This is a genomic window from Staphylococcus sp. FSL K6-0223 (assembly GCF_038008285.1).
The window spans coordinates 1881263-1894063 of sequence record NZ_JBBOYX010000001.1 but is presented as its reverse complement, the minus strand read 5'-3'; the positions used below and the strand labels follow the sequence as shown (position 1 = coordinate 1894063).

Sequence of the window (12801 nt, the reverse complement as noted above, 5' to 3'; positions counted from 1 at the left end):
AAAAGTTTAGTTCAAAGAATGAACTAAACTTTTTTTATTTATTATTTTTCATATTGTGTTACTTCTTGAGCAATACCGATAATCACTTGTACTGCTTTTTCCATTACATCGATAGAAGCATATTCAAATGGGCCATGGAAGTTTCCACATCCTGTAAAAATATTAGGTGTAGGTAAACCTTTAAATGAAAGCTGAGAACCATCAGTACCACCGCGTATAGGCGCAGTATTTGGTTTTATCTCTAAATCTGCAAATACTTTTTTAGGAATATCAATAATATACGGATGTGGCTTAATTTGTTCAGCCATATTATAGTATTGGTCTTCGATATCTACTTTTACTGGATAACCTTCATAATGAATATTAATATCATCACGAATTTCTAAAAGTTTTTTCTTTTTAAGTTCAAAAGATTTTCTATCATGATCTCTTATAATATATTGTAAAGAAGCTTTTTCAACTGTTCCTTCTATTTTCATTAAATGATAGAATCCTTCATAACCTTCTGTACGTTCTGGTACTTCATTAGCAGGTAGTAGACTATGGAATTGATGTGCTAATCCAATAGCATTAACCATAACGTTTTTTGCAGAACCAGGATGAACGTTTACACCATGTGTAGTGATTGTTGCTTCTGCTGCATTAAAACTTTCGAATTGTAATTCTCCAAACTCACTGCCATCCATAGTATAGGCGAAATCGGCATTAAAGCGTTTCACATTAAATTTGTGAGGACCACGACCTATTTCTTCATCAGGTGTAAAAGCTATACGTATGCGACCATGTTTAATTTCTGGATGGGTCTGCAAGTATTTTACTGCTTCCATAATTTCTACAACACCTGCTTTATCATCGGCACCTAGTAAAGATGTACCATCTGTAATCATTAGAGTGTGACCTTCTAATTTTTTAAGTTCTGGAAATACATCTTGACTTAATACTCGATTTGTTTGACCTAATTTAATAGGTTGACCATCATAATCTTCTATAATCTGAGGATTAACATTTGTCGCATTAAAATCTGGTGATGTATCTACATGTGCTAAGAAACCTACCGTAGGAACTTCTTTTTCTATGTTACTTTCTAAAGTAGCAAAAAGATAACCATTATTATCCAATTCTGTTTCTAATCCAAAGTTTTGCAGTTCTTTTTGTAATAAATGTAATAAATCCCATTGTTTCTCAGTAGAAGGCGTCGATTTCGATTCGGGATTTGATTGTGTATCTATTTTCACATATCTTGATAATCTATCTATAATCTGTACTTTCATGACGAAACATCCCCTTAGACTCTATTGTTCATATTGTAAGATTTTCTGTACGTTTTTCCTTTGATTTTACCATAAAATTGCTTAATACGTGTGTAAATATAATAGAGAATTTCTGCTACTAATATTCCAAAAGCAATTGAACCAGAAATTAATGTGACCTCTAGAAATGTATTCACAGCATGAGTATAGTCATTAGATACTAAAAATCGTGTTGCTTCATATGCTGTACCACCAGGAACAAGAGGGATTATACCTGGCACAATGAAGATAATCACGGGTCTTTTATAGCGTCGACTCATCACATGACTTAATAAACCAAGAATTAAACTACCTAAAAACGCAGCGCCAACTTTTCCTAAATCCATATCTACGGTATATTGATAAATTGTCCAAGCTAAGGCGCCGACAAATCCACAAGCAAGTAAAAGTCGTTTAGGAGCGTTAAATATAATAGAAAAAAGTACTGTCGAAATAAAACTTATAACAAAATGAAATAAATAAAATAACATACATAAACAGCCTTTCTTAAAGAATTAATAAAACAATCGCTACGCCTGCACCAATAGCGAATGATGTTAGTGCAGCTTCTACACCACGAGACATTCCAGCAAGTAGCTCGCCAGCCATTAAATCTCTAATAGCGTTACAAATTAAAATTCCAGGTACTAAGGGCATAACACTAGAAATTGTTATAATATTTTGATTTGTAGCAATGCCTAGTTTAGTAAATGTAACAGCAATTGTAATGACTACTGCTGATGCTACAAATTCAGAAAAGAATTTAATTTGAATGAAACGCTGGACAAAGCTAAAAGTTAAGAACGCAGCACCGCCAGCTAAAATAGCAATCCAGCAATCAGAAACAACACCGCCAAACATGAGTAAGAAAAAGCCACATGCAATTGCCGCAGCAAAAAAATTCAATAAAAAAGAATATTGTAATGAAGCTTTACTTAGATGAATCAGTTCTGATTTAGCTTCATCAATAGTTAACTCATTTTTAGCAATCTTTCTAGAAAGACTATTTGTAAGAGCAATTTTTTCTAAATCTGTAGTACGATCTCTAATTCTTATAAGCCTTGTATTTGTTCGATCATTAAGTGAGAAAATGATAGCGGTCGATGTGACAAAGCTATATGTATCATTTAAACCATAACTGTGAGCAATTCGATTCATAGTGTCTTCAACACGGTAAGTTTCAGCTCCAGATTCTAAGAGAATACGACCAGCTATTAACACAACATCAATCACCTTATTTTCATCGATAATAGTGATTGAATTATTCATAAAAGCACCTCCACAATAATTAAAATATATAATGATTTTCGTGTATATCTATAATATTCTTCGCTTGTATTAATACTTTATTACTAAATCAGTCATTTTAAAAGTAGAATAACAAATAAATAATATAGATGTTAAATGAGTATAAAAAAGAGATGCAACAGAATTCATTTCGAATTCCACGTTCCATCTCAAATTAAATCGTAACGTCTATAATTTAATTATAGGATTAAACATTACTTGATTACGACCTTCTTTTTTAGCTACATGGACCATATCATCGGCGTCTTTAAATACTTTACGTTGAGATTTATATTCATCTTGAGATAAATAACCAACGCCAATAGATACAGATAATTTTATAACTTCCTTATTAGGTAAATGGAACGAAGATTTTTCGACTGCCATCCTAATATTTTCAGCAAGTTTCACACTTTGATCTAAAGAATAATCGAAGATAACGATAGAAAATTCTTCACCGCCATTACGGAAGATTTTAAATTGATGTGGTACATAATTTTTAAGCAATTGAGACATTTGTTTTAGTACAGCGTCTCCTGCTTTATGAGTATATGTATCATTAACATCTTTAAATCCGTCAATGTCAACGAGTAAAAGTGCGAGACTAGTATGTTCTATTTCGGCTTTTTGAGAAATCTTATTTAAATGTCTATCAAATTCTTTTACATTACCTAAACCTGTTAAATAATCGTATTTATCCTCGTTTTCGTACCGTGTAACAAGCGAAAAGAAATGCCAGATATCAACAAAGGTAATAGCAGAAGTAATCGTTAGTACGAATGAAATAGGTATAAGCATAATTAATTCAGTTAAATCATATAAAGTTGTGAAGATAGATAAAACAAAAATAATAACAATACTGATAGCATTTAAAATAATTAAAGCAATAATATCATTTTTTTTAAGAAACGGCCCAATTAAACTAACAATAATACCTATTATAATAAGAACGACGCCATAAAAAAATGAATTTCCGAATAAAAATATATCCACTAGACTTATGATAAGTGAGGCAATAAAAGTGTAACCGACGTTTGTATAGCGACCAAGGAATAGTAACGGAACGAAAGTTAGGCGAATAAGATATTGATGATGAAAAGGAATAGGGTAAGCTGTTAATAGTAATGCCACCAAAGTCATTAAAATTGTGACATAACCTTTAGAAAATATCATGATTTTATTTTCTGAATATTGTAATCGATGGAATAAATAAATTCCAGCTACCATAACGGCAATATTGTAAATAATTGCTTCAATCATATTGGGATCGACTCCTTTAAATTAACCATTAGTAATTGTAAGTGAAAACTTACTATTTGTCATTAAGTTGTTTGTTATAAAATATATATTATGAATTTCAGATAGACTTTCATGTTCAAATTTATAACAAAATGATATGATATAAAAAATACGTATCTTTACAAAAAATTTACAATTAATTTTAATTAGTTTATGATACATGATTAAAAGTGGTCTATTTAATGAATAGATTATTACGAAGAAAATAAATAGACTAATAATATATAAAATTAAAAAAGTATATATACTACTATAGTCTAATTTAAAAAATTAATAATAATTGTTTAAATAGTATAGATGAAAAAATAACAGGAATATATTGAAGGTGAACTGATGTATACTTTATTACTTATTGTTGTAACATTGGTAATCAGTTTAATAATAACACCTATTATAATAAAGGTTTCTTTTAAATTTAATTTAGTAGATCGACCTAACTATAGAAAAGTACATACAAAACCAGTATCAGTCATGGGAGGTACTGTCATACTACTTTCATTTCTTATTGGTTTATGGTTAGGTCATCCCATAGAGAGAGCAGTCAAACCTTTGGTAATTGGTTTAATTATTATGTATTTTGTAGGCATCATTGATGATATTTATGATTTGAAGCCAATTTTAAAATTAATTGGACAAATTATAGCAGCATCAGTTGTCGTTTTTTACGGGATTACCATAGATTTTATTTCTTTTCCAATTGGTCCAACCATTCATTTTGGTATTTTAAGTATACCGATTACAATTATATGGATTGTAGCAATAACAAATGCAATAAATTTAATAGATGGTTTAGATGGTTTGGCATCAGGTGTGTCAGTTATTGGTTTAACTACCATTGGTTTCATAGCTATATTACAAGGAAATGTATTTATCATTATGATTTGCAGTTTGTTGATTGGCGCATTACTTGGCTTCTTATTCTTTAATTTCCATCCTACTTCAATCTTTTTAGGCGATAGTGGAGCATTAATGATTGGATTTATTATTGGCTTTTTATCCTTACTAGGTTTTAAAAACATCACATTTATTTCTTTATTCTTCCCAATTGTTATTTTAGCGGTACCATTTATTGATACCTTATTTGCAATGATTAGAAGAGTGAGAAATGGTCAACACATTATGCAAGCAGATAAATCACATTTACATCATAAACTTCTTGCATTAGGATATACACATCGTCAAACAGTATTACTGATATACTCTATTGCGATTATGTTTAGTTTATCGAGTATTATATTGTATTTATCTCAACCATTAGGTGTATTACTAATGTTTATCTTAATCGTCATCACAATTGAACTCATCGTTGAATTTACTGGTTTAATAGATGATAGTTATCGTCCTATTCTTAATTTAATTTCTAAAAAAAATGACGATGCATCTCGCCATAAGACAAACCATAAATAATACTTTTATTCACTTATTTACAAAAGCCAGCAATCTTAAGCGTTTGCTGGCTTTTGTAATTTAATTAATTTGTTTCAATATCAAAAGGTAATTGCTTAGGTGTATCTTTTTCTAAATCATATTGACTTGCTGTATTACGGTTTAAAAATTCGATAAATGAGTCGTATTCTGTTTCTACAACATCAATCTTATAACTCACTTTATCAGTGTAAACTTTGTCTCTTAGAAAAAAAGAGGTTGAAGCAAGTTCATACTCAAATTTACCTGTTAAGTCATAATTAATGGTAACAGTAGTGGGAATAGCATTTCTTAATTCTACACGGCCGATATCGTAAATCACATCTCGTACTGCACCACTATATGCACGAATTAATCCGCCACCGCCAAGTTTAATGCCACCAAAATACCGAGTAACTACTACACAAGCATTGTGAATATCCAGTTTTTTTAATATTTCAAGCATAGGAATACCTGCTGTTCCTGTTGGTTCTCCATCATCGTTGGCTTTTTGTATATTCATTTGATTGCCAACAGTATACGCAGAACAATTATGTGTTGCTTCTTTATGAGTTTGTTTTACTTCTTCTATAAACATCTTAGCCTCTTCTTCTGAGAAAACAGGTTTGATATGAGCAATAAATCGAGATTTATTAATTGTATTTTCAATAATATGTTCTTTTTTTATAGTAATAACATGATCACTCAATTGATAAATACCTCCACGATATGATTAATATGAATTTTATTATACACGTTTGTTTTCTTTTAGATAAATAATTGATTATGAATTTCCTTTTTTATTAAAATAATTTATAATACTGTTGAGTATAATTGAGGAGGACGATTATGAAAATTGCAGTAATGACAGACTCTACTGCGAATCTGCCAAAACATATTATTGAAAAATATCAGATACCAGTTGCACCACTGAGTGTAACATTTGATGATGGAGAAACATTTACTGAACATCCAGATCTTTCAAAAGAATCTTTTTATAAAAAAATGGCCGCATCTAAAACAATTCCTACAACAAGTCAACCAGCTATTGGTGAATGGATAAAGAACTATGAGGAATTAAGAGATAAAGGTTATACAGATGTTATCGTCTTTAATTTATCAAGTGGGATTAGTGGTAGTTATCAATCAGCAACACAAGCAGGTGAAATGGTAGATGGCATTCAAGTCCACACATTTGATACAAGATTAGCTTCTATGATTGAAGGCAGCTATGTGATTTATACATTAAAATTGATTGAAGACGGAGCAACCCCTAACGAAATTATTGAGGAATTAACGTCTATTCGTAAAGATACAGGTGCATACTTATTTGTTGATGATTTAAAAAATTTACAAAAAAGTGGTCGTATTACTGGTGCCCAAGCATGGATTGGAACACTTTTACAAATGAAGCCAGTGCTTAAGTTTGAAGAAGATGGAAAAATTCATCCTTTAGAAAAAGTACGTACACGTAAGCGAGCTTATAATTCTATAGAACAACATGCACTTGATATTGCGAAAAATATTAATGATGTAACAGTGTTTGTGATTAATGGCGATAAAATAAAAGAGGGTAAAGATTTTTGTGCTAAATTAAAAGAGAAATATTCAAACATTAATATTCAATATTGTGAATATGGACCAGTCATTGCATCTCATTTAGGTTCAGGTGGAATCGGAGTTGGATATTTCCCAAGAAAAATTGTAATCGAATAAGATGAAGGTCTAATCGTTAAAAGTGAGAACATGGAGGGTTAAGGTACCCATCTCCTTTTCGATTAGACTTTTTTTATTTTAATAAGGAAGTGATGAAATATTAAATATTATGGAAGATTAGTATCTTCAGAAATAGAATTAAAAGATGAAATAATCAGTGAGAAAACGTTAGGTATCGTAAAGAGTTCAAAAGGATATCGGTGTATTCAATGTGGTAATGAAGATAGTGCTCATTTCTATCAATATTTTTCCTCTATTCTTAATAAAGAAGTAATATATTGTCGACAATGTATACATTTAGGAAGAATGGATAATATTACTGAATATAAAATCATTAAAAGTAAAAATGTTAAATCAGAGGGATTATATACATTATCTTTTAAATTATCTGAACAGCAATGTTATGCATCTGAAAAAATCTTATCTGCTATAGAAAACTGTGAAGACTTACTATTATATGCGGTAACTGGTGCAGGAAAAACAGAGATGATATATGAGGGGATTAGCTTATCACGTAAAAGAGGATTTAATGTAGCAATCATCTCTCCAAGAGTAGATGTAGTAGTAGAGATTAGCCAGCGTATTAAAGAAGTTTTTTTGAAAGAAAATATTGACGTATTGCATCAATCAAGTAAACAACAATATAACGGACATTTTGTAATTTGTACTATCCATCAACTATATCGATTTAAAAATCACTTTGAAGTTATTTTTGTCGATGAAATTGATGCATTTCCGCTGCCTATGGATCATCATCTACAAAATGCTATTAAACAAGCGGCTAAACCGCTATCTACATTGATTTATATGACTGCAACGCCACCTAGACATTTACTGCGTCAAATACCAAAACATCGCATTATACAGTTACCTGCTCGCTTTCATAGACACCCATTGCCAGTTCCAAAATTTAAATATTTTAAATTAAATATGAATCGTACTCAAAGTTTTTTTAAGTACATGTTATTAAATCAGATTGAAAATAAAAGATTTACGTTAGTATTTTTTAATAATATAGAAAAGATGATTAAGATATCCGAATACTATAAAAAAATATTTTCAGATTTGATATGTATTTCAAGTGAAGATGCTTTACGTTTTGAAAAAGTGAAAGCACTTCGTGAAGGAAAACATCGAATTGTTTTTACAACAACAATTTTAGAACGTGGATTTACTATGACTCAATTAGACGTTATCGTAATTAATGCAGATACATTTGAAAAGGCTGCATTAGTACAAATTGCTGGAAGAGTTGGACGTAAACAAGAAGCTCCCACAGGAATGGTATTATTTCTTCATGAAGGTGTGAGTATATCAATGTTGATGGCTAAAAAAGATATTACAAGAATGAATAAATTAGGGATTCAAAGAGGGTGGATCGATGAATAAATGTATTCAGTGTGCTACTCCTATTCACGAAGAGTTATCTATATTTAATTTTTATAAACCACCACAACAATTTTGTGAAACATGCAAAAAACAATGGCAAGCCATTAAGCTTGATATCAATGATGAAAAAAGATGTACAAGATGCCTTAATTATAAAATAAATACAGGTGATGAATGTTTAGACTGTAAATGTCTCAATCAGCAATTTACGCTAATGTCACAACTGTATTGTGATTATAAATATGATGGAATAATGAAAGAAACGATTCATCATTATAAATTTATGAAAGATTATTATTTAGCTGAGGTTTTAGCTTCAAAGTTAACATTGCCTAAAACGTCATACGATTATATTGTCCCTATTCCATCCCCTTATAAAAGAGATGAACATCGAACGTTTAATCCAGTAACCACTGTTTTGGACAAAATGGGTATAAGCTATATAGAATTATTAGGCACACGTTCACGACCTAAGCAATCAAGACTTGGAAAAAAAGAACGATTTAAAGCTGACAATCCGTTCTATCTTAAAGAAAATATAGATATTACAAATAAAAATATTTTACTGATTGATGATATCTATACTACAGGTTTGACAGTTCATTATGCTGGAAGTGTATTATGTAATAAAAAAGTCAGAAAATTCAAAGTGTTTGCGTTTTCAAGATGACTTAAACATGATATTATAATAGTAAGAATTACCAATATTAGAGGTTAAAGGAGAGATAACTATGATTAGATTTGAAATTCATGGAGATAACCTCACTATTACAGATGCTATTCGCAACTATATTGAGGAAAAAATTGGTAAACTTGAACGTTATTTTAATAATGTGCCAAATGCAGTTGCACATGTAAAAGTTAAAACGTATCAAAATTCAGCTACTAAAATCGAGGTAACAATTCCTTTGAAAAATGTTACATTGAGAGCTGAAGAACGACACGACGATTTATACGCAGGAATTGATTTAGTTACAAGCAAATTAGAACGTCAAGTTCGTAAATACAAAACGCGTGTGAATCGTAAGAATAGAGATAATGGAGAACAAGAACCATTTATTGCTGAGCAACAAACAGTAGTGAATGAGGATGTGGAAGATACTTCAGAATCATCAAATGAGAATGAAATAGAAATTATTCGTTCTAAACAGTTTAGTTTAAAACCAATGGATTCTGAAGAAGCAGTATTACAAATGGATTTATTAGGGCATGATTTTTACATTTTTACAGATCGTGAAACAGATGGTACAAGTATTGTGTATCGACGTAAAGATGGTAAATATGGTCTGATTGAAACAACTGAATAGTTGAATGTAGACGTTCTTTACGAAAGTTAAGTATGAGGAACTATGACTAGAATTGAAAATACATGACATAAGCACGTGTTCAATTCAGTCAATGACTACTTCCTTGTTTAAAGGTACCTGAGACAAGTTGATGTCCCAGGTACTTTTATTATTTAGAAGAGAATAATAAATATTATATGTATCGTACAATGTGAAGAATAAGTATGAAGCTACTATCGACTAGCTACTTTTACACTTATTCATGGACGGTATAATCATGCTATGCTAATGTAATGAGGTAATTAAAAATTAAAGGGATAGTAAGTTTTTTAAAATAGAAAGAAAGTATAAATATAAAAGTAATTATTGTACACAATTAAGCATATCATTTATATGAGTATTTAAGTATAAATTTGAACTTATAAATGATATTATAAATTGTTGTAGGCCAAACAGTTTTTTTAGCTAAAGGAGCGAACATAATGGGATTTTTATCAAAAATTGTTGACGGCAATAAGAAAGAAGTGAAACGTTTAAGTAAAAAAGCTGATGAAGTACTTGCTTTAGAGGAAAAAATAGCGATTTTAACTGACGAAGAAATCAGAAATAAAACGAAACAATTTCAAGAAGAAGCACAAGCAATTGAAGATGTAAAAAAACAAAATGACTATTTAGATAAAATTTTGCCGCAAGCATTTGCATTAGTACGTGAAGGTGCAAAACGTGTATTTAACATGTCACCTTATAAAGTTCAAGTTATGGGTGGTATTGCTATTCATAAAGGTGATATTGCAGAAATGAGAACTGGTGAAGGTAAAACATTAACTGCGACAATGCCAACGTATTTAAATGCTTTAGCAGGTCGAGGTGTTCATGTTATTACAGTCAATGAATACTTATCTAGTGTTCAAAGTGAAGAAATGGCTGAATTATATGAGTTTTTAGGTTTAACAGTTGGTTTAAATCTAAATAGTAAATCTACAGAAGAAAAACGAGAAGCATATGCAAAAGACATTACTTATAGTACAAATAATGAATTAGGCTTCGATTACTTAAGAGATAATATGGTGAATTATGCGGAAGAACGAGTAATGAGACCTTTACATTTTGCGATTATTGATGAGGTTGACTCTATTTTAATAGATGAAGCAAGAACACCGTTAATTATTTCAGGTGAAGCTGAAAAGTCAACGTCTCTTTATACTCAAGCGAATGTTTTTGCTAAGATGTTAAAAGCAGATGAAGATTATAAATATGATGAAAAAACAAAAGCTGTTCATTTAACAGAACAAGGTGCAGATAAAGCGGAACGAATGTTTAAAATCGATAATTTATATGATGTTCAAAATGTAGATATTATTAGTCATATTAATACTGCTTTAAGAGCACATGTTACTTTACAACGCGATGTCGATTACATGGTCGTAGATGGAGAAGTATTAATTGTAGATCAATTCACTGGTCGTACAATGCCGGGACGTCGTTTTTCTGAAGGATTGCATCAAGCTATTGAAGCTAAAGAAGGCGTGAAAATTCAAAATGAATCTAAAACAATGGCTTCAATTACTTTCCAAAACTACTTCCGTATGTATAATAAATTAGCTGGAATGACTGGTACTGCTAAAACTGAAGAAGAAGAGTTCCGTAATATCTATAATATGACAGTAACTCAAATTCCAACGAATAAACCTGTTCAACGTCAAGATAAGTCTGATTTAATTTACATTAGTCAAAAAGGAAAATTTGATGCAGTTGTAGACGATGTGGTTGAAAAACATAAACAAGGACAACCAGTTTTATTAGGTACTGTTGCAGTAGAAACAAGTGAATACATTTCAAATTTATTGAAAAAACGCGGTATACGTCATGATGTATTAAATGCGAAGAATCATGAAAGAGAAGCTGAAATTGTAGCAAATGCAGGACAAAAAGGTGCAGTTACTATTGCTACTAATATGGCTGGACGTGGAACAGACATTAAATTAGGTGAAGGCGTAGAAGAAATAGGTGGCCTTGCCGTAATAGGTACTGAACGACATGAATCTCGTCGTATTGATGATCAATTACGTGGTCGTTCTGGTCGTCAAGGAGATAAAGGGGATAGTCGTTTCTACTTATCATTACAAGATGAATTAATGGTTCGTTTTGGTTCTGAAAGACTTCAAAAAATGATGAATCGTTTAGGTATGGATGATTCAACGCCAATAGAATCTAAAATGGTTTCACGTGCAGTTGAGTCAGCTCAAAAACGTGTTGAAGGAAATAACTTTGATGCACGTAAACGAATTCTCGAATATGATGAAGTATTACGTAAACAACGTGAAATTATTTATAATGAACGTAATAGCATTATAGATTCAGAAGATAGTTCAGAAATTGTTATGGCGATGATGCGTACTACTTTACAGAGAGCTATTAACTACTATATTAACGATGAAGATGATAATCCTGATTATGGACCATTTATAGATTATGTTAATGATGTGTTTATTCAAGAAGGAGAATTAACTGAAGAAGAAATTAAAGGTAAAGATTCTGAAGACATTTTTGAAGTGGTATGGACTAAAATTGAAAAAGGTTATGAAATCCAAAAAGAAAAAATTGGAGATCAAATGCCTGAATTTGAACGTATGATTTTATTACGTTCTATTGATACTCATTGGACTGACCATATTGATACAATGGATCAGTTACGCCAAGGTATACACTTACGTTCATATGCACAACAAAATCCACTTCGTGATTACCAAAATGAAGGACACGAGTTATTTGACTTAATGATGCAAGCTATTGAAGAAGATACGTCTAAATATATATTAAAATCTGTTATTCAAGTAGACGAACAAGTTGAACGTGAAAAAACAACAGATTTTGGTAAGGCACAACACGTATCTGCTGAAGATGGCAAAGAAAAAGCAAAAAAACAGCCTATTGTAAAAGGTGAAAAAATTGGACGTAATGATCCTTGTCCTTGTGGTAGTGGTAAAAAATATAAAAATTGCCATGGTAAAGAAGATTAATATCAAGTAATTATAATTAGGCGAGATCGAGACGTATATTGCTTATCATTTAAAAGCTTTTGTCACGATCTCGTATTTTATTTAAAGAATTTATAAATAAAGGAGACATAT

The 12801-nt window shown here is 30.7% G+C and carries 11 protein-coding genes; 6 read left to right on the top strand and 5 right to left on the bottom strand.

The window, feature by feature from the left end; translation table 11 throughout:
- Positions 1-41: 41 nt before the first annotated feature.
- The 4 genes from pepT to gdpS form a co-directional block, all read right to left on the bottom strand.
- A complete protein-coding gene (gene pepT / locus MHI13_RS09425; RefSeq protein WP_017175934.1) occupies positions 42-1271 on the bottom strand; it encodes a peptidase T in 1230 nt (409 codons plus the stop codon).
- 14 nt (positions 1272-1285) lie between these two features.
- Entirely contained in the window at positions 1286-1780 is a 495-nt protein-coding gene (locus MHI13_RS09420; protein WP_002448047.1) for a threonine/serine exporter family protein, read from the bottom strand.
- Between the two features lie 16 nt (positions 1781-1796).
- Entirely contained in the window at positions 1797-2558 is a 762-nt protein-coding gene (locus MHI13_RS09415; RefSeq protein WP_002448186.1) for a threonine/serine exporter family protein, read from the bottom strand.
- Between the two features lie 207 nt (positions 2559-2765).
- Positions 2766-3836 carry a GGDEF domain-containing protein GdpS gene (gene gdpS, locus MHI13_RS09410; RefSeq protein WP_017175933.1) on the bottom strand — a complete coding sequence of 357 codons (1071 nt, stop codon included), beginning with the start codon at positions 3834-3836 and terminating at the stop codon, positions 2766-2768.
- 372 nt (positions 3837-4208) lie between these two features.
- Between gdpS and MHI13_RS09405 the strand changes: the two genes are divergently transcribed.
- Complete coding sequence (locus tag MHI13_RS09405) at positions 4209-5282, top strand: glycosyltransferase family 4 protein (protein WP_145423032.1); 1074 nt, start codon at positions 4209-4211, stop codon at positions 5280-5282.
- 64 nt (positions 5283-5346) lie between these two features.
- Here MHI13_RS09405 and MHI13_RS09400 read toward each other — a convergent pair whose 3' ends face one another.
- Complete coding sequence (locus MHI13_RS09400; RefSeq protein WP_017175931.1) at positions 5347-5988, bottom strand: YigZ family protein; 642 nt, start codon at positions 5986-5988, stop codon at positions 5347-5349.
- A 140-nt stretch (positions 5989-6128) separates the two neighbouring features.
- Here MHI13_RS09400 and fakB1 point away from each other — a divergent pair, with 140 nt between their 5' ends.
- From fakB1 to secA, 5 genes are all read left to right on the top strand, one after another.
- Positions 6129-6995 carry a fatty acid kinase binding subunit FakB1 gene (gene fakB1, locus MHI13_RS09395; protein WP_017175930.1) on the top strand — a complete coding sequence of 289 codons (867 nt, stop codon included), beginning with the start codon at positions 6129-6131 and terminating at the stop codon, positions 6993-6995.
- Positions 6996-7301: 306 nt separating this feature from the next.
- Positions 7302-8384: a DEAD/DEAH box helicase family protein gene (locus tag MHI13_RS09390; RefSeq protein ID WP_070548423.1), complete on the top strand. Its 1083-nt coding sequence runs from the start codon at positions 7302-7304 to the stop codon at positions 8382-8384.
- Complete coding sequence (locus MHI13_RS09385; protein WP_049382078.1) at positions 8377-9054, top strand: ComF family protein; 678 nt, start codon at positions 8377-8379, stop codon at positions 9052-9054. The genes MHI13_RS09390 and MHI13_RS09385 overlap by 8 nt, the downstream gene beginning before the upstream one ends.
- 61 nt (positions 9055-9115) lie before the next feature.
- Positions 9116-9691, top strand: coding sequence for a ribosome hibernation-promoting factor, HPF/YfiA family (hpf, locus tag MHI13_RS09380; protein ID WP_017175927.1), 576 nt, complete (start codon positions 9116-9118; stop codon positions 9689-9691).
- A 461-nt stretch (positions 9692-10152) separates the two neighbouring features.
- Positions 10153-12690: a preprotein translocase subunit SecA gene (gene secA / locus MHI13_RS09375; protein ID WP_070548421.1), complete on the top strand. Its 2538-nt coding sequence runs from the start codon at positions 10153-10155 to the stop codon at positions 12688-12690.
- Positions 12691-12801: the final 111 nt, after the last annotated feature.

What these genes read in the sequence shown, in the direction of transcription:
- pepT (WP_017175934.1), bottom strand. Translation starts at nt 1,271, where the DNA reads ATGAAAGTACAGATTATAGATAGATTATCAAGATATGTGAAAATAGAT.
- MHI13_RS09420 (WP_002448047.1), bottom strand. Translation starts at nt 1,780, where the DNA reads ATGTTATTTTATTTATTTCATTTTGTTATAAGTTTTATTTCGACAGTA.
- MHI13_RS09415 (WP_002448186.1), bottom strand. Translation starts at nt 2,558, where the DNA reads ATGAATAATTCAATCACTATTATCGATGAAAATAAGGTGATTGATGTT.
- gdpS (WP_017175933.1), bottom strand. Translation starts at nt 3,836, where the DNA reads ATGATTGAAGCAATTATTTACAATATTGCCGTTATGGTAGCTGGAATT.
- MHI13_RS09405 (WP_145423032.1), top strand. Translation starts at nt 4,209, where the DNA reads ATGTATACTTTATTACTTATTGTTGTAACATTGGTAATCAGTTTAATA.
- fakB1 (WP_017175930.1), top strand. Translation starts at nt 6,129, where the DNA reads ATGAAAATTGCAGTAATGACAGACTCTACTGCGAATCTGCCAAAACAT.
- MHI13_RS09390 (WP_070548423.1), top strand. Translation starts at nt 7,302, where the DNA reads ATGGATAATATTACTGAATATAAAATCATTAAAAGTAAAAATGTTAAA.
- MHI13_RS09385 (WP_049382078.1), top strand. Translation starts at nt 8,377, where the DNA reads ATGAATAAATGTATTCAGTGTGCTACTCCTATTCACGAAGAGTTATCT.
- hpf (WP_017175927.1), top strand. Translation starts at nt 9,116, where the DNA reads ATGATTAGATTTGAAATTCATGGAGATAACCTCACTATTACAGATGCT.
- secA (WP_070548421.1), top strand. Translation starts at nt 10,153, where the DNA reads ATGGGATTTTTATCAAAAATTGTTGACGGCAATAAGAAAGAAGTGAAA.